Source organism: Segatella copri (assembly GCF_024330485.1).
Classification (GTDB): domain Bacteria; phylum Bacteroidota; class Bacteroidia; order Bacteroidales; family Bacteroidaceae; genus Prevotella; species Prevotella copri_L.
This window is the reverse complement of the sequence record NZ_JANDWX010000001.1, coordinates 611,294-629,313: the sequence shown is the minus strand read 5'-3', so window position 1 is coordinate 629,313 and position 18,020 is coordinate 611,294. Positions and strand designations below refer to the sequence as shown.

General features: G+C 40.2%; 12 protein-coding genes. 11 read left to right on the top strand and 1 reads right to left on the bottom strand.

The genetic code is table 11. The annotated features are described in order from the left end of the window. Window positions 1-44 precede the first annotated feature (44 nt). The 11 genes from NNC77_RS02525 to NNC77_RS02475 all read left to right on the top strand — a co-directional run bounded on the left by NNC77_RS02525 (window position 45) and on the right by NNC77_RS02475 (window position 17,508). Window positions 45-1,226: an efflux RND transporter periplasmic adaptor subunit gene (locus NNC77_RS02525; protein WP_254969698.1), complete on the top strand. Its 1,182-nt coding sequence runs from the start codon at window positions 45-47 to the stop codon at window positions 1,224-1,226. Window positions 1,227-1,237: 11 nt separating this feature from the next. After that, on the top strand, window positions 1,238-2,014 hold the full coding sequence (locus NNC77_RS02520; protein ID WP_254969699.1) for an ABC transporter ATP-binding protein: 777 nt from the start codon (window positions 1,238-1,240) through the stop codon (window positions 2,012-2,014). A gap of 37 nt (window positions 2,015-2,051) precedes the next feature. Next, window positions 2,052-3,290, top strand: a complete 1,239-nt coding sequence (locus NNC77_RS02515; RefSeq protein WP_117694876.1) for an ABC transporter permease — start codon at window positions 2,052-2,054, stop codon at window positions 3,288-3,290. A 174-nt stretch (window positions 3,291-3,464) separates the two neighbouring features. Further along, the gene (gene kdsB, locus NNC77_RS02510; RefSeq protein ID WP_254969701.1) at window positions 3,465-4,208 is read left to right on the top strand and encodes a 3-deoxy-manno-octulosonate cytidylyltransferase; all 744 of its coding nucleotides are present in this window, start codon (window positions 3,465-3,467) and stop codon (window positions 4,206-4,208) included. Between the two features lie 34 nt (window positions 4,209-4,242). Then, window positions 4,243-5,592, top strand: a complete 1,350-nt coding sequence (gene tilS / locus NNC77_RS02505) for a tRNA lysidine(34) synthetase TilS (RefSeq protein ID WP_254969702.1) — start codon at window positions 4,243-4,245, stop codon at window positions 5,590-5,592. Then, the gene (locus NNC77_RS02500) at window positions 5,589-7,259 is read left to right on the top strand and encodes a GH25 family lysozyme (protein ID WP_254969704.1); all 1,671 of its coding nucleotides are present in this window, start codon (window positions 5,589-5,591) and stop codon (window positions 7,257-7,259) included. The genes tilS and NNC77_RS02500 overlap by 4 nt, the downstream gene beginning before the upstream one ends. A 116-nt stretch (window positions 7,260-7,375) precedes the next feature. Beyond that, a complete protein-coding gene (locus NNC77_RS02495; RefSeq protein WP_006846722.1) occupies window positions 7,376-8,248 on the top strand; it encodes a sigma-70 family RNA polymerase sigma factor in 873 nt (290 codons plus the stop codon). A gap of 64 nt (window positions 8,249-8,312) precedes the next feature. After that, window positions 8,313-10,439: a DUF5686 family protein gene (locus NNC77_RS02490; protein WP_254969705.1), complete on the top strand. Its 2,127-nt coding sequence runs from the start codon at window positions 8,313-8,315 to the stop codon at window positions 10,437-10,439. Window positions 10,440-10,511: 72 nt separating this feature from the next. Beyond that, a complete protein-coding gene (locus NNC77_RS02485) occupies window positions 10,512-13,724 on the top strand; it encodes a UvrD-helicase domain-containing protein (RefSeq protein WP_254969706.1) in 3,213 nt (1,070 codons plus the stop codon). A 76-nt stretch (window positions 13,725-13,800) separates the two neighbouring features. Beyond that, window positions 13,801-16,788 (top strand): PD-(D/E)XK nuclease family protein, encoded by a 2,988-nt coding sequence (locus NNC77_RS02480; protein WP_254969708.1) that lies wholly within the window; start codon window positions 13,801-13,803, stop codon window positions 16,786-16,788. 102 nt (window positions 16,789-16,890) lie between these two features. Next, entirely contained in the window at window positions 16,891-17,508 is a 618-nt protein-coding gene (locus NNC77_RS02475; RefSeq protein WP_006846726.1) for a sigma-70 family RNA polymerase sigma factor, read from the top strand. 95 nt (window positions 17,509-17,603) lie between these two features. On the opposite strand, the gene NNC77_RS02470 is transcribed toward NNC77_RS02475, so the two are convergent. Beyond that, window positions 17,604-17,972: a helix-turn-helix domain-containing protein gene (locus tag NNC77_RS02470; RefSeq protein WP_228023599.1), complete on the bottom strand. Its 369-nt coding sequence runs from the start codon at window positions 17,970-17,972 to the stop codon at window positions 17,604-17,606. Between the last annotated feature and the right edge of the window lie 48 nt (window positions 17,973-18,020).

Sequence of the window (18,020 nt, the reverse complement as noted above, 5' to 3'; positions counted from 1 at the left end):
CCGAAAACATATTGCAAATCATTAATAGGTATACATACATTTTTATGAAAAAACTTAGAATCAGCAAAATCTGGATTGCCATGATTGTGGTAATCATCGTAGCTGTGGCAGCATGGCTGTTCTCAGGAAGCAAAAACGAAGAGCAAATAGACTTCAAGCAGGAAGCTGTAACCACACAAACATTGCAGAATAGTGTAACTGCAACCGGTACTATTGAAGCGGTAACTTCTGTAACGGTTGGTACACAGGTGAGTGGTATTGTAAACAAACTTTATGTTGATTACAATTCGCAGGTAAAAAAGGGTGAAGTCATAGCTGAACTCGACAAAACCAACCTGATGAGCGAGTTGAATACTGCCAAAGCTAACCTGGCAAGTGCGCAAAGCAGTTTGAACTATCAGAGTGCAAACATGAGCCGCTACCAGACCCTCTATAAGAAAGGTTTGGTAAGTGCTGACGATTATGAAAATGCGCTTCTCACCTATCGCCAGGCGAAAGAGCAAGTAGCTTCGGCCAAGGAAAATGTACAGAAAGCCCAAACCAACCTGAGCTATGCTACAATTACATCGCCAATAGATGGAACTGTCATATCAAAAAGCGTAGAGGAAGGACAGACCGTAGCAGCAAGCTTCAACACACCAGAGCTCTTTACTATCGCTAAAGATCTGACCAACATGCAGGTGATTGCAAATGTTGACGAGGCAGATATAGGCGGTGTAAAAGAAGGTGACCGCGTTAATTTTACAGTAGATGCTTATCCTGACGATGTATTCCAGGGAACAGTAAAACAGGTTCGTCTGGAAGCTACTACAACAAACAATGTAGTCACTTACGAGGTTGTCATCTCTGCACCTAACGCAGATCTCAAATTAAAACCAGGTTTGACAGCAAATGTAACCATCTTTACACAAGAACGTGCTGGTATTCTTGCCGTTGCCAACAAAGCACTCCGCTTTACTCCAACCAAGGAAACTGTGGGAAAGAATATCAAAATTGTTGACTGCAAAGGAAAAAACAAAGTTTGGACTCTTGCTAACAATACCCTTACAGCTCATTCTGTAGCCATAGGTCAGAGCGACGGTATACATACTGAAATTATCAAGGGTTTGAAGAAGGGACAGAAGATTGTAACTGAAATCATAGTTAATACCTCTGAAGAGAATGAGGAGCCTCAACAAAGTCAAGGTTTGATTAGCGGTCCTGGACCTAGAGGAAAGAAAAAATAAGGAATAAGAGTATGACAAACGACAATATTCAAGCAAACAGCGAAAAGAAAGTTGTGATAGAACTCGACAATGTTCGTCGCGACTTTCTTGTGGGTGAGGAAACTGTCCACGCCCTAAAAGGTGTAAGCTTTAAAATATACGAAGGTGAGTTTGTTACCATCATGGGTAAATCAGGATCAGGTAAATCTACCCTGCTGAACCAGCTAGGGTGTCTCGACACCCCATCCAGTGGCGAATACTATCTGGATGGAGTAAGCGTACGAAAGATGTCACGTAATGATCGCGCCATTCTTAGAAACCGAAAGATTGGATTTATCTTCCAGAACTACAATCTTCTACCGAAGACTACAAGTGTAGAAAATGTAGAACTTCCACTGATGTACAACCCGAGCGTAAGCGCAGAAGAACGAAAGCAACGTGCTATCGAATCGCTGAAAGCTGTTGGTTTAGGAGAACGTCTCTATCATAAGAGTAATCAGATGTCTGGAGGACAAATGCAGCGTGTAGCAATAGCTCGTGCGTTGGTCAACAACCCCGCTGTGATACTTGCTGATGAAGCAACGGGTAATCTCGACACCAGAACCAGTTTCGAGATTCTGGTACTCTTCCAGAAACTTTATGCAGAAGGAAGAACCATCATCTTCGTTACCCACAACCCAGACATTGCAAATTATTCGAGTCGTAATATCGAACTGCGTGATGGTCACATCATCAGCGACACCTATAACGAACATATTCTCTCGGCAGCCGAAGGTCTGGCAGCCTTGCCGGCCAACACGGACGAATAAGTTTTCAATGTTAACATTTAACATTACAACAAGTAAAATGAATTATCAGAATCTTTTCAAAATAGCCATCCGCGCCATTGCTGCCAACAAAATGCGCTCTTTCCTTACCGCACTTGGCATCATCATCGGTATTGCTGCGGTTATTACCATGCTTGCCATCGGACAAGGAAGTAAAGCCAGCATCAAGGCAAACATCGCAGAGATGGGATCAAACATGATTATGATTTCACCAGGTGCAGACATGCGTGGCGGTGTGAGACAGGATGCTTCGTCAATGGAGACGCTCAAGCAAGCCGACTATCAGAGCATCAAAGACGAATGTAATTATATCTCAGCTATTTCTCCTACTGTAAACAGTTCCGGACAGTGGATCTACGGAAACAACAACACCCAAAGTTCCATTTATGGTGTAAACCAAGACTATCTTTCCATCCGACAACTGAAAGTGGCAGATGGAGAAATGTTTACTGATACAGACATTAAGGCTGCATCTAAAGTTTGTATTTTGGGACAGACAGTAGTTGACTATCTTTTCCCTGATGGCAGTGATCCTATCGGTAAGGTTGTGCGATTTAACAGCATTCCATTCAGAGTAATCGGTGTCTTGAAGAAGAAAGGTTACAATAGTATGGGTATGGACCAGGATGATTTGGTACTTGCCCCCTATACAACAGTAATGAAGCGAATTATGGCACAAACCTATTTAGGAGGCATCGTCTGCTCAGCTATCACCGAAGAGGCTTCTCAACCCGCCCAAGATCAGATTACAGAAATATTGCGACGCAACCACAAATTGAAAGACGCAACAGATACTACTGAAGCAGATGAAGATGACTTCAACATCCGCTCACAAGAGGAAATTTCAAGCATGATGAATTCTACCATGTCTACAATCACCATCCTGCTCGGATCCGTGGCAGGAATCTCGCTGCTGGTAGGCGGCATCGGAATCATGAACATCATGTATGTATCTGTAACAGAGCGCACCCGCGAAATAGGTCTTCGAATGAGTGTGGGCGCACGAGGTATTGATATTTTGAACCAGTTTCTGATAGAAGCTATCTTACTTTCTGTAACTGGCGGTATTATAGGAGTGATATTGGGAGTTAGTTTATCGCTCAGTCTGAACTCTTTCTTCCATATAGCCACCCAAATAGAGCCTTGGAGCATTATTATGAGTTTTGCAGTCTGTACATTTACTGGAGTTTTCTTTGGATGGTATCCTGCAAAGAAGGCAGCAAGGCTCGACCCTATCGAGGCTATCAGATACGAATAAAAAAAATGGGGAGAACATTAAATATTCTCTGAGGTTTTTCAAAAAAAACAAAAAGTTTTTTGGTGAATACAAAATAAAGTTGTACTTTTGCGTCTGCGGAAGTGCAACTTTTTTTATTTGAAGTTAAACGAATCGCATGAATTGAATAGTAAACAGGTTTAAATATAGAAGATTATGAAATTTATAGGAATTATTCCAGCAAGATACGCATCAACACGTTTCCCGGGAAAGCCACTTGCCATATTAGATGGCAAACCAGTGATACAGCATGTTTATGAGAAAGTAGCAAGTTGTCTAGAAGCAGCCTATGTTGCAACAGACGATGAGCGAATTTTCAATGCTGTAGAAGCATTTGGCGGTAAAGCTGTTATGACGCGCAAGGATCATAAGAGCGGTACTGACCGCATAGAAGAAGCTATCGAAAAAATTGGTGGAGACTGGGATGTCATTGTCAATGTTCAAGGAGATGAACCTTTTGTTGACAAGAGTCAACTGGAAACCATCTGCCAGTGTTTTGATGACCCAACAACCCAAATTGCCACTTTAGGAAAAGCTTTTACCAGTATGGAAGCTGTAAAAAATCCTAATAGTCCAAAGATTGTTGTAGACAATCAAGGCTTTGCTATGTATTTCTCTCGCAGCATCATTCCATACGTAAGAGGAAAGAAAGAGGAAGAATGGCTCAAGAGTTTTCCTTATCTGAAACATTTGGGCATCTACGCTTACCGCAAAGAAGTTTTAAAAGAGGTAACCAAACTGCCACAAAGCTCACTAGAAATAGCAGAGAGCCTGGAACAACTTCGATGGCTGCAGAATGGCTACAAGATAAAAGTTGGTACTACAGATGTAGAAACTGTAGGCATCGACACGCCAGAAGATTTGCAGCGGGCAGAAGACTTTTTGAAAAACAGAAAGTAATAAGAAACATCATATACTTTTAAAGTATCGCAGAATGAACAAAATTGAAAATATCGTCAAAAAATATATTATTCACCATGGTATGTTCAAGTGGCAAACACCATATATCGTTGCCTTGTCCGGAGGTGCCGATAGCGTTGCCCTATTGCTTATCTTGAAAAATATAGGACTGAATATTTCTGCTGCGCACTGTAACTTTCACCTTCGCGGCGAAGAGAGTGACAGAGACGAGCAATTTTGTGTAAATCTGTGCCAACAACAGGGAATCAGTTTGTCTCGAATCCATTTTGATACTTATGCTTATGCCCATTTGCACAAGGTAAGTATCGAAATGGCTGCACGCAACTTACGCTACAGCTATTTTGCCCAATTAGTAAAAGACTTGCATGCAGGAGGCATTTGTGTGGCCCATCATCGCGATGACAATGTAGAAACTTTACTTCTGAATCTGTTAAGAGGATCTGGAGTAGACGGATTAGCAGGCATCGCCCCCAAAAACGGAAATATTCTGCGCCCTCTTCTCTGCATCAGCCGACAGGATATATTGCAATACCTAAAAGAAAAAAAGCAAGATTTTGTCACAGATTCAACAAATTTGGAAGACGATGCTTTAAGAAATAAAATTCGCCATCATGTAGTACCTCTTTTGGAAAGTATCAACCCCGCAGCAAGTGAAAATATCGCTCTCTCTGCCAAATACATACGCCAAGCGAAAAGTATACTTGAGAGCATGGATAGCATCAGTACAACCGACTCTAATAGGAAAGTTATATATATCCCTAAAGTATCTGTCATGAATGCTCCAAGTCCGGAATTCATACTCCATAAAGAATTAGGCAGATATGGTTTTCATGGCAATGTCATTGATGACATCTGTGAAAGCCTCTTCAGTCAGGATCGTGGTGTCGGTAAAATCTGGAAAAACGAAGACTATATGATAGTCATCGACAGAGAACAGCTGTTGATTTCTAACATAAAAGACTTGAATAACATTCAGGAGCAAAGAGCGTTCCGACTGCCAGAAGAAGGCATTTACAACATGGACGAAGGAACCCAAATCAAGATAAGAATCTTCTCGCACATGAGTGACTTCATGCCAAGCAAAGAATCGCAATGTATCACTTTGGATGCTGAAAAAGTCAGTTTCCCCCTCACCTACCGACTGGTAAAAGAAGGCGATAGATTTCAACCTTTCGGCATGAAGGGTAGCAAACTGTTGAGTGACTATATGACCGATAGGAAATTTGACTATATACAAAAGAAGACACAGCATGTATTAACTGATAGTAAAGGTGAAATCATCTGGCTTATCGGCGAACGTACGTCTGAAAAAACAAAAATTACCGAAACCACCAAGAAAATATTGGAGGTCATCATCAAATGAAAAAGAAAATATTATATATCACAAGTTTAGTTCTCATTCTGCTGGCTGCCGCCAGCACATGGAGCTATTATTGTCTGAACCCATCAAGTGATAGAGTGAACAAGGCAAAAGCAAACATAAAAGTATACAGTCACTACGAATTAATTCAAAATGGAAAAACAATACTCCGGTTCGACGAAGACACTACGACACTGGCTGCCAACTTTATGAACCGTTGGGCGTTGATTCCTTCATGTGAAGGAAGACTTGCCGCCTGCTACAACAACAGCATCAGCCGGAATCACTATCTTGGCAAAGATGCGGATAGCATCTTTAAAGAGAAAGTTGATTCTTTAGACAGTTTGTATAGAGACTCCAAATGGAAAGTTGGAGAACTGAACTATTATATTCACTCTCATTCTGTCCTGGATGCAGGCTACAACTCTATTTGCGCTTATACCCAACACGAACTGGAACTACGCGATTCTGCCAAGAAACTGATTGACTCCCTGAAACATGTACAGAAAAAGGGACATTTCAAGTTGAAACGCTCCATTTCATATCAAGCCTATTATAGAGATGAGAACGGAAAATGGAAGAGTCAGGCATGCAAACTCATCAAAGCTATGAATGGTGAAACTGCACAAGGAAGCCACACATTCCAACTTTCCTCAGAAACAACTCCTGAAGGGGTTAAAGCTATTTCACCTCAACTTGCAGCATCTTTAGCAACAGCTCATGGAGTCACACTTCGACGCTCTATTGATTACACCCTCTTACCTGATTCTCTAGGATATTATCGGGGTACAACCGACAGTATCTATCAACCAAATGGTCATGGATGCTGGCAAGGATACGATGGAACCTATTATGAAGGTTACTGGAAAAACGGGAAACGTGAAGGATTCGGATTCAGCATTGCTCCCAAGAAACCATTACGAATAGGCGAATGGAAAAATGACCGCTATAAAGGCGAAAGACTCGTATATACATCGGAACGTATTTATGGCATTGATCTGAGCAAATACCAGCATGGAAAAGGCAGAAAAAAATATGCTATCAATTGGAACCGTTTACGCATTACACATCTTGGCCGCCTCAGCAAAAAGACAGTTTCAGGTACAGTAAACTTCCCTATTCGCTTCATCTATATCAAGAGTACAGAAGGTAAATCGCTGTTAAATCCATATTATAGAAAAGATTATCGTGATGCAAAAGCACATGGTTACAAGGTTGGAACCTATCACTTCTTTACCACTATAACACCTGCTGCCGAACAGGCACGACACTTTCTGAAACACAGTATCATTAGGAAAGGCGATTTTCCTCCAGTTCTTGATGTTGAACCGCTTCCTAGTCAAATCAAGAAAATGGGAGGGTCTGGAGTATTGTTTGCACGCATTAGAACTTGGCTTAGAATAGTAGAGAGAGCAACAGGTGTTAAGCCTATTCTTTACATCAGCCAAACTTTCGTAAATCGCTATCTGCCAAAGGCTCTCGATCTGAAACATAACTACCAGGTTTGGATTGCACGATATGGAGAGTATAAACCAGACATCCGATTGGTATATTGGCAACTCTGCCCCGACGGAAGAGTAGCAGGAATACATGGAGAGGTAGACATCAACGTGTTTAACGGATACGATGACGCTTTTCAAAGTTTTGTTAAGAACAGGACCGTAAAATAACCTTTAAATGAGTAAGTTAGGTTAATTACGTTAAAGTAAGTTATAATTCTAGTCGTGTATCAATATTTTTATTATCTTTGCGCCAATTGTGCAATGTGTAACTAAGAGGAAAGATAATGAGACAGCTTAAGATACAAAAGAGTATAACCAATCGTAATAGTGAAGCCCTCGACAAATATCTTGTAGAGATAGGTAGAGCCCCTATGGTTTCTATTGATGAAGAAATAGAATTGGCTCAAGCTATCCGCAAGGGAGGTAGAGCTGGCGAAAGAGCAAAAAATAAGTTGATTGAAGCCAACTTACGTTTTGTGGTGTCGGTAGCAAAACAATATCAGCACCAGGGACTCACCTTGACAGACTTGATTGACGAAGGAAACATCGGACTCATCAAAGCTGCAGAACGCTTCGACGAAACACGAGGGTTCAAATTTATCTCATACGCTGTATGGTGGATTCGCCAGAGCATTTTACAGGCAATAGCTGAGCAAAGCCGAATTGTTCGACTTCCTCTCAACCAGGTAGGATCACTCAATAAGGTAAACCAGGAAATTAATAAGTTTGAGCAGGAAAACCAACGTCGTCCAAGCGTTGAAGAACTTGCTGCCAGAACGGGTGTTGACGAGGACAAGATTTCTCAGAGCATGGCTGCCAGTGGTCATCATGTAAGCATCGATGCTCCATTTAGTGATGACGATGACAACTCTATGGCAGATGTAATGGCAAGCGGAGACGATGCCAGAACAGACAAGCAGGTTGACCATGAAAGTATGGCACAAGACCTAAGACAGGTTTTAAAAGTTTGTCTCAAGGATCGCGAACTGAAAATTATCTGCGCATGCTACGGAATTGGGGAAACCGAAAAGGGGCTCGAGGAAATTGGTGATAAAATGGGGCTGACCCGTGAGCGAGTTCGCCAAATAAGAGAAAAAAGCATCACCAAACTGAGAGAATCCGGGAAGATAGGAATCCTTATGAAATATCTTGGTTAGGAAAGCTGCTGTCCAAAATATTTAGCATAGTTTTTCTGCCAAGTAACATCTTAACTCATAATAGATGAAGAAATATCAAACACACATCATTTTGACGATTATCTTCTGCATGATGGCTTTTGCAGCACATGCAAGAAGAATGTCACCGAGAGCCGCCTTTAGTGACTCGGTGATGTGTTTGGTATTTAAATATTCACAATCTGTTGACACAACAGGTAGAGCTGAGCACAAGAGTTATGCCTACACTAAATTTCAAATCAAAACAAACAAACGTAATGCAACGCTCATGCTAGTACCGACAATGTATGCGGTGGCTCATGGCGGTGGCAGAAGATTCATCAGCGAGTTTTATAACCAAATGACGCTAGACGCAAATGGCAGACCAGTTGCCAAGCGTTTGCTGAACATAAGCACCATTCCGCATAGAAGCAACACATTGTCATCAGTTTTGAAATACATGACTCCAACGGTATATGGAGAAACACTTTTCGAAACTAATATTCTTTCTCCTTTCCACTATAAGAATCGCAGATATTATAAATATGCCGTCACCCAATTACCATTCGGCAAAGCACAAGTCTACGTATATCCACGTCTCAAAAACACCCAAGTTATTGAAGCACGTGCCATTGTTGATTCCCAAAGCGGAAAGATAAGCATGGTAGACTTTGAGGGCGAATATGATATGACCCGTTTCTATATCTCTATTATTATGGGTAAAGACGGATTTGGTTCACTTTCTCCTTCAAGGTGCAGCATGAGAGCCAACTTCAGTTTTATGGGTAACAAGATAACGGGCATGTATACAACTGTATACGGACTGCCGAAAATATTAAGTGATTCACTCAATAATGTAGCCGATACTGCATTAATGGCAAAAGTGCGCCCAATTGAGTTAAACCAAGATGAGGCTAACATATACAAAAAATTCTACGAAAAAAGGAAACAAATAACAGATTCCTTGAATAACAACATACCAGAGAAAAACTTTGCAAAAGACATACTTTGGGATGTTATCGGTGACAATGTATTAAACAGGATTTCCCAAGGCTTCGGAAAGCAAAACCAAGGCTACTTCCGTATCAGTCCTATTCTCAACCCACTCTATATGGGATACTCCGAGCGAAAAGGAATTGTATACAAGTTTGACCTGAAGGGAGGCTACAGGTTTACAGAAAATCTGGAATTGGGGCTTCGCTTTAAAGGAGGTTACAGTATGAAACAACACAGATTTTATTTCAATATACCATTGACATTCAACTATAACCCGAAGCACAATGGATATCTGAAGTTAGAAATCGGTAATGGTAATAGAATATCGAATAATCGTGTTGCACGAAAGATGTTAGGCATCAGCAAACCAGAAGATAACGATTTTCTATATCCACTATTCTCAGAATATCCAGGATTGTCATTACCGGAAATTTCTACAGATATTGAGGCAAACAACAGAAAACTGACAGAGTTTAAAGATGATTACCTTCGTCTTACTAACCACTGGAGTTTCAACGACTATATCGGTTTTGAAGTAGGTTTAGTTTCACATCAACGAAAAGCTGTAGTAGAAAGTTTCTATAAACTGTTTAATTATCCAAGCAAATATGTGTCAGTAGCACCAGCTGTAGCTTTAGAACTGTTACCATGGGGAAAGAAAGGGTCGATTTTTAAAATAGACTACGAAAAGGGATGGAAAAACCTACTAGGTTCAAACATAGACTACGAACGGGTAGAAGCAGATGCACAAACTATTTTTCAAGCATCACGCCGTCAATCATATTCTATAAGGTTAGGAGCTGGCTTTTATACCCGCAAAGGTGATCATTGGGACTTCGTTGACTATACCAATTTCCATGACGACAATATTCCTGGTGGCTGGAATGATAGCTGGAGTGGAGAATTCGAATTACTGCCATCCCAATGGTATAATGCCAGTGATTATTACGTTCGCGGAAATTTCACTTATGAAGCTCCCATGATTGCAACTGCATGGCTCCCCCTGATTGGGAAATATATAGAAGCAGAGCGTCTGTATGTAAGCAGTCTTGTTGTAAACCATTTACACCCATATACAGAATGGGGATATGGAGTAACAACAAGAGCTATTACATTAGGATTCTTTGCAGCCTTCAAAAACACGAAGTTTAATGGCATAGGCTGTCGCTTCGGTTTTGAACTATTTAGAGATTGGTAATATTCATAAAAGCATGGATAAAACATGATTTCTAGGGCACAATATCAATAACATCATAAAAAAAAACAAAATATGAGTTCACAACTAACTGTTTATAAAGCAAGTGCAGGATCAGGTAAAACATTTACTTTGGCTCGCGAGTATATGACACTCGTGATAGCTAATCCTGCTTCCTATAGAACCATTCTTGCAGTAACCTTCACCAACAAAGCTACTGAAGAAATGAAAATGCGTATCTTAGGAAAATTATACGAAATTGCACACGGACTACCAGAAGCAAACGATTATGTAAATCAAATACAGCAGGCTTTACCATATCTTTCATCCAAACAAATTCAGAAAAATGCAGAATCTGCCCTGCATTTGCTCATACATAATTATAACTATTTCCGGGTTATGACCATCGATACGTTCTTCCAGAGTGTATTGAGAAATCTAGCACGTGAACTTGATCTGACTGCCAATTTACGGATAGAACTCAATGACTATCAAATAGAACAGCATGCCGTTGATGAACTTATAGAAAGTCTTGAAGATACCGATCGTCTGCTTTTCTGGATTATGGATTATATCAAAGAAAATATTGATGATGATAAGAGTTGGAATGTCATAGGACAGATCAAGAAATTCGGTGAGAACATATTCAAGGATTATTACAAAGCTCATTCCGACAAGCTGACAGAATTGATGGAACAAGAAGATTTCTTCAAGGATTTTACCGACCGAATGAAGAAAATGCGCGATAAGGCAAAAGAGCAGCTTAAAGAAATTGCTGCTACTTTTTTCGATTCCCTTGAAGAAGAAGGCTTTACGGCAGACGACTTAGCTGGAAAAACGAGAGGTATTTGGAGCTATTTCAACAAGCTGAAAAATGGCAAATACAGTGATGATGATCTACATAATGATACTTTCTGTAAATGTCGGGAAAGTCCGGAAGCATGGGTCAAAAAATCTGATGTAAAAAATTGTACTGATATCTTCAATTATGTAGAATCGGTACTCTACCCTATTCTGCTGTTTGCAGAAGATAATCGTCCAAGACTCACCCGAATCTTCAAAAGTACCGATCTGACCATAAAGCATCTTAATCAGCTCCGCCTTTTGGAAAGCATAGATAAAAAAGTCAGGGAGATGAACAGAGAGGCAAACCGATTCCTTTTGAGCGATACTCAGACCTTGCTCAACTCACTGATAAAGGATAGCGATTCGCCATTCATCTTTGAAAAGATTGGCACTCAACTCGACCATATAATGATTGACGAGTTTCAAGATACTAGCACCATCCAATGGAAGAACTTTAAAGTGCTGCTCGAAGAAACCATGAGTAGAGAAGATGCAGGTAACCTCATTGTTGGTGACGTAAAACAAAGTATCTACAGATGGCGATCCGGCGATTGGAGACTGCTCAATAATATTGATAAAGAATTTAATAAAAGCGCGAAAAAAGTAAGCATAGAAACTTTGGGTACCAACTTCCGCTCTGATAGAAACATCATAGAGTTTAACAATGCTTTTTTCACAGAAGCAGTAAAATTGGAGATTGAAGACCTGACGGATAAATGTCCAGAGGAATGTAAACAGCTGGAAAGCGCATATAGCGATGTCTGCCAGCAAGTACCAGACCACCATTCTGTTCCTAATGGTTCTATCAGTATCCAGCTCCTGGGCGGTGAAAATATTGAAGACAGAATGATGCAAACAACATTGGACACTGTAGACAAGTTGGTTGAAAGAGGTGTTCCTTGCAACAAAATAGCAATCCTGGTAAGAAGCAACCGTAACATACAGGACATTGCTGAGTATTTTATGAACCATTCCGACTATCCGTTGGTTTCAGATGAGGCATTCAGGCTGGATGCCTCCCAAGCAGTATGCACATTGGTTAACGCTCTCTACATACTGGTACACCCAAATGACAATATTGCATTAGCAACTCTCAACAAGTTTTGTGACACGTATTCTGTAGCTGGAAATATGCCGGAACAACTTTTGACCAATCGTTCTGAGTATCTGGAAATGCCACTGTTCGATCTCACAGAACGCCTTTTTGCAGAACTTAAACTTGGCGAAATAAAAGACATGATCAAGCAAACTGCCTACATCTGTACTTTTTATGATTGCTTAAGTAAATATCTTACAGATAACAGTAGTGATATCACTGGATTTCTGAAAGAGTGGGATAACCGTATTCACGAAAAAAGCATTCATAGCGATGGCGATGGAGGTATCAGATTCCTTACTATACATAAGAGTAAGGGACTGGAATACGATCATGTCATCATGCCTTACTGTGACTGGCAACTAGAAAAAGCCAACACTATCTGGTGCACACCGCAAGAAGCTCCATACAACGAACTTCCACTGGTACCTATAGATTTCAGTGCTAAACTGATGAAGCAAAGTATATATGAAGCAGATTATAATCATGAACATTTGCAAAACATAGTCGACAATTTGAATCTGCTTTATGTAGCCTTCACGCGTGCCAGTCACAACCTGATTGTAATTGGCAAACGAGCTAATAGTGCATATCGTTCTGCCATTATCGAATCTGTACTCGACAAGGTAGCCAGCCGACTTGAAGCTAATGATGTAAAGATGGAGTTAACAGGAATAGGTTCTGATGCCAAAACAGATGACATATCTTTCTGCTATAATGAAATATATGTACCTGATTCTTCCAAGAAATCAAACGAGAAGAAGGATACAAACGTGCTCTCAGCCTATTCTCAACCTTTAGAAATTAAAATAAATGTTACGCCTGAAATGCCAGAATTCAGACAAAGTAACCAGAGCCGTGACTTTATAAAGCGTGATGAAACTGAAGAACAACAGAAGTTTTATATCAAAATGGGTACCATTTTGCACAACCTCTTTTCTACAATCCGCACGGTTGATGATATTGATGGAGCCCTGAAACAGTTGGAGTTAGACGGACTTTTATACGATCAAGACCTCACACCAGAGAAAATAAAGGAGATGATCAGGAAAAGACTTGAATCACCAAAGGTAGCAAAATGGTTTGACAAGGAACTGACCATACTAAATGAATGTTCTATCCTGACAGTTGAAAATGGAAAAGTGGCAGAATACCGTCCAGACCGCGTGATGCAAAACTCAAGAAAAGAAACCATCGTGGTAGACTTCAAATTCGGTAAACAGAAAGTAGAACACCATGAACAGGTTAGAAAATACATCGGCTTGTTAAAAAGTATGGGACATCACCGAGTAAAAGGTTATCTATGGTATGTATACCCTAACAGAATAGTTGAAGTAATAAAATAATATGGTTCTATTGCCCCTTTCCAAAAAACAGGGCAACATAAAGAACAGTTGCAAACATTGAAAAGTCCATTAAGATATGAAAACATTTTTAAAATATGTAGCAAGAGATATTCTCGAGAAATACGGAAACAATCTCAGCGACATTGCCGTCGTGTTTCCAAATAAACGTGCCGCTCTTTTCCTCAACGAGAGTCTGGCCCGTTTGACTGATCACCCTATCTGGTCGCCATCTTACATAACAATCAGCGACCTTTTTCGCAAACATAGCACATTGAAAGTTGGAGATCCAATCAAACTTGTTTGCAATTTACATAAAACATTCGTAGCCTGCACTGGTATTGATGAGACCCTAGACCATTTTTATGGATGGGGACAACTTCTTATCACAGATTTTGACGATATTGATAAAAACATGGCAGAAGCAGAAAAACTCTTTGCCAATCTTAGCAATATACATGAACTTGATGACATATCATATCTTACAGAAGAACAGAAAACGCTGATTAAGAAATTTTTCAGCAATTTCAACGATGATCACAACTCAGAACTTAAAAAGAGATTTCTACAATTATGGAGCCATTTTCTTGATATCTATAAGCAGTTCAACATGCGTCTTGAAGAACAGGGATTGGCTTATGAGGGGGCTCTATACAGGAAAGTTGTAAATGATGAAAATATCAAATTCCAACACAAGAAATATCTCTTTGTCGGTTTTAATATGATGCAAGTAGTAGAACGGAAACTCTGCGACCGCTTGATGAAAGAGGGTAAAACACATTTCTATTGGGACTTCGATGACTATTATATGCAAAACAATCATGAGGCAGGTCACTACATTCGTGAATATCTCAAATATTATCCTAACGAATTGAATGATATGCCTCCTCAGGATCTTCGTGAAATTTATCATAACTTTGATAACAATAAAGACATTACATACATTTCGGCATCTACAGAAAACATTCAGGCTCGCTATGTAAACCAATGGCTTAAAGAAAAGAAACGCTATAAATATGGGAAAAAAGTGGCTATAGTATTAGCCGATGAAGGATTATTACAAAGTGTTATACATAGTCTTCCTACAAACGAAGACATCAAGTCGTTGCCAGATTATTCTGAGAACGACAAGTTAGCATATAATATAACATTGGGATATCCGCTTCAACAGACACCATTCTACAGTTTGCTCCAACAGCTCATCAAGTTGCAGGGCGTAGGTCACCCCAAGCATAGTAACAACTATCGCTTACATAATGTACTCATGACGCTCCGTCATCCATACACACGCTATATTTCTCAAAATTATAGCAAACTCTTGAGCGCTCTTGACGAGCAGAAGCAGTTCTATCCTACCCGCCAATTCCTAAGCATGGATGGTGATGAAGGCTTGTCACTGCTTTTCAAAGATTTGGGTGAGACTGCAACAGAAAATGAATACAACTTGAGACTCATCCAGTATCTGCTGGATATTTTGAAGACAATAGGTCTGAATAGTAAAGAACAGGACGATCCTTTATTCCAGGAATCGCTCTTCAGGACCTATACCTTATTAAACCGTCTGCAAGAACTCATCCAGACAGGAGACTTAGCAGTAGACTGCATCACTCTGGAACGACTCATCCAACAGCTCATCCAATCTACAAGTATTCCTTTCCATGGTGAACCTGCAGAAGGAATACAAGTAATGGGTGTATTGGAAACTCGAAATCTGGATTTCGAGCATATCTTAGTACTCTCATGCAACGAAGGGAAACTGCCGAAAGGTGTAAACGATGCTTCATTTATTCCCTATTCATTGAGAAAGGCATACGGCTTGACTACGGTAGATAACAAAGTAGCTATATACGCCTATTATTTTCACAGTCTGCTCCAACGCTCACACGACATCACTTTATGTTACAATAACGCAACAGAAGATGGCCAATCGGGTGAGATGAGCCGTTTTATGCTACAACTCCTGGTAGAAAGCCATCATGACATCGAGCGCTTTTCTTTGGTCGCAGGACAAAACACACTGCGTCCTACTTTTGAACCAATAGAGAAAAAACTGCATGCGCTCAGCCAGCTCAAGAATTTGAAAATGCTTACGCCAACATTTCTGAATACCTATTTGAGATGCGAAAAGCAATTCTACTATAAATATGTAGAAGGACTGATTGAGCCAGATGAAATTGATGAGGACGAAGTAGACAACAAAGTATTTGGAAATATATTCCATCGGGCAGCAGAACTGTTCTATCTGGGATTAGCAAGCAGCGATTCTCTGACAACCGACGGTAAAGGAGAACTCAAACTGACTCGTCCTATCGTTGTATCAAAAGAGCAATTAGAGCAAGCCTTAAAAGATGAATCGCTTGTTTATCGCCTGGTTGATCAGGCGTTCAGAGAAGAACTCTTTAAAGTTAGCGCTGCAGGGTATCGTCCAAAATATAATGGTCTGCAACTGATCAATAAAGAAGTAATAGCAAGATATATCCGGCAACTTGTCACGATAGATATGCGACAGGCTCCATTCACCATACTCGGATTAGAGCTGGTTGTAAAAACTGACGTCGAAGTAGAAACAAGTATCGGCAATTTATCTCTGTCAATAGGAGGTTTTATCGACCGACTGGACGCTGTTGCAGCTAACGGTAATGCAAATGGCAATAATCTTGCAGAACGAATCCGCGTAATCGACTATAAAACAGGACGTATTTCAACAACACGTCCAAGAGAACTGAGCGAAGTGTTTGATCCATCCATGCTCAACAAGCATACAGATTATTATTTACAATCTATGCTCTACTCGATTATTGTAAGCCACAACAGGAATCTGAATCCGGCTCAAGAGCCCGTATCTCCAGGCTTGCTGTTTATACAAAATGCAGGAGCAGAAGATTATGATCCGACATTAAAAATGGGCAAGGAACTCATCAGTAGCATAGATGTATACGAAGAAGAGTTTATGAAACAACTGAAAGTTCTCATCGCCAACATCTTTGACAAGGACCAACCATTCCGGCCTACAGATGATAAGCATCGTTGCGAATACTGTCCATACGTAGCTTTATGCAAATCATAGAAACATATATAATATGTGGAAACCAAAATGATTGGTTAAAATGCGCAAAATACTTGCTTTTTTGAATTATTCTATGTATATTTGCAAAAAGAATTATTGAATATGACAGAAAAAGAAATAAACAAGATAGTTAGTGAGAACTTAAACTATGTAAAATCAGTAGCCAACCAGTATAAAGGTAAAGGCGTTGAGTTTGATGACTTGGTTAGCGAAGGAACGCTGGCAATGCTTATGGCAGCCAGAAAGTTCCAAGCCGACCGGGGCACCGATTTTGTGGCTTATGCCGGTCCGTTCGTTCACAAGGCTATATCACAGGCCATCGATAAACAATCAGGACTTTATCGTTTACCGAAAGACCAGAAGAAATTTGCCCCAAGAAACGCAGACAAGGCTGTATCTGTAGATGCGCCACTAAGCGCAAACAATCCGTATACCCTATTAGACATATTAAACGATCCGGATGTAAAGATTGCAGATGATACCCTGAATATAGAAATGATGAAGAAAAAGATGGCAGAAAGCATTGCAGATTTATTGCCACGAGAGAAAGAAATCATCACCAAATTCTATGGTATAGGTGTTCCTAAAGAAACGATGGCTGAAATTGCTGAAGATATGGGGCTCAAACGCGAGCGAGTTCGCCAGATACGAAATCTGACCATACGCAGATTGAACAGGAGTATCCGCCACCAGGCATTGAGAAACTACTTCAAGAGGTAACTCGCAATAGTTTGTAAAAACAAAAAGGAGGGTGAATCATTAACTTATGATACACCCTCCTTTTTGTTTCATGTTCTAGTTATTAACAATTAAACTTACTCCAATCCCTTAAAATGATTAGCACGATATTGACGGGGAGTAACGCCTATTCGCTTGAAGAAATTAGCATAGAAACTCTGACGAGTATTGAAACCAGCCATTTCGCTGATACCTTCTACACTCATTCTTGCATAACGCTTATCGGTAAGTAAAGACATAGCATCGTTTACTCGATAATCATTCACCAACTCGGCATAATTCTTATGAAATCGAGTTGCGCATACAGCAGAAATATAGCGAGAGTTAGTATTCAAATCCTCTGCAAGTTTCTTGGAACTATAGTCTGGGTCCTTGTACTTTCTTTCAGTAACAAGAACACGGATTATCTCGTCGCGAAGGCGGTCCTTAGTTTCTTCACTCAGCATAGATTGATATCTTGCTATTTTTTCTTTTTTAGGTTGAATATTGTACTT

What these genes read in the sequence shown, in the direction of transcription:
- NNC77_RS02515 (WP_117694876.1), top strand. Translation starts at nt 2,052, where the DNA reads ATGAATTATCAGAATCTTTTCAAAATAGCCATCCGCGCCATTGCTGCC.
- tilS (WP_254969702.1), top strand. Translation starts at nt 4,243, where the DNA reads ATGAACAAAATTGAAAATATCGTCAAAAAATATATTATTCACCATGGT.
- NNC77_RS02485 (WP_254969706.1), top strand. Translation starts at nt 10,512, where the DNA reads ATGAGTTCACAACTAACTGTTTATAAAGCAAGTGCAGGATCAGGTAAA.
- NNC77_RS02525 (WP_254969698.1), top strand. Translation starts at nt 45, where the DNA reads ATGAAAAAACTTAGAATCAGCAAAATCTGGATTGCCATGATTGTGGTA.
- kdsB (WP_254969701.1), top strand. Translation starts at nt 3,465, where the DNA reads ATGAAATTTATAGGAATTATTCCAGCAAGATACGCATCAACACGTTTC.
- NNC77_RS02480 (WP_254969708.1), top strand. Translation starts at nt 13,801, where the DNA reads ATGAAAACATTTTTAAAATATGTAGCAAGAGATATTCTCGAGAAATAC.
- NNC77_RS02500 (WP_254969704.1), top strand. Translation starts at nt 5,589, where the DNA reads ATGAAAAAGAAAATATTATATATCACAAGTTTAGTTCTCATTCTGCTG.
- NNC77_RS02490 (WP_254969705.1), top strand. Translation starts at nt 8,313, where the DNA reads ATGAAGAAATATCAAACACACATCATTTTGACGATTATCTTCTGCATG.
- NNC77_RS02475 (WP_006846726.1), top strand. Translation starts at nt 16,891, where the DNA reads ATGACAGAAAAAGAAATAAACAAGATAGTTAGTGAGAACTTAAACTAT.
- NNC77_RS02520 (WP_254969699.1), top strand. Translation starts at nt 1,238, where the DNA reads ATGACAAACGACAATATTCAAGCAAACAGCGAAAAGAAAGTTGTGATA.
- NNC77_RS02495 (WP_006846722.1), top strand. Translation starts at nt 7,376, where the DNA reads ATGAGACAGCTTAAGATACAAAAGAGTATAACCAATCGTAATAGTGAA.
- NNC77_RS02470 (WP_228023599.1), bottom strand. Translation starts at nt 17,972, where the DNA reads ATGCTGAGTGAAGAAACTAAGGACCGCCTTCGCGACGAGATAATCCGT.